The following is a 309-nucleotide window of genomic DNA, read 5'->3' on the forward strand; positions in this document are numbered from 1 at the left end:
TCGGAAATCTCTGGATCAAAGCTTACTTACAGCTCCCCAAAGCATATCGTCGTTAGTAACGTCCTTCATCGGCTTCTAGTGCCAAGGCATCCACCGTGCGCCCTTAATAACTTAATCTATGTTTCCACCATTTTTATAAGTCAAACGTTAACATGAAGTTACGTTCTTTTATAAAAAGATTTAAACGCGTTATTAATCTTGTGAGTGTTCTTTCGAACACTAGCGATTATTTCTTATGAATTCAAGCTTATTTAAAACTCTTTATTCACTCGGTTTTGCTTGGTAAAATCTATATTTTACTTACTTATC

General features: G+C 35.0%; 1 rRNA gene. It reads right to left on the reverse strand.

From position 1 onward, the window contains the following. A 23S ribosomal RNA gene (locus tag IDG45_RS13785) occupies positions 1–117 on the reverse strand; the annotation flags it as partial. Positions 118–309 lie beyond the last annotated feature (192 nt).

Origin of the sequence: Staphylococcus sp. EG-SA-10 (assembly GCF_017151945.1) — a bacterium.
GTDB classification, from domain to species: Bacteria; Bacillota; Bacilli; order Staphylococcales; family Staphylococcaceae; genus Staphylococcus; species Staphylococcus aureus.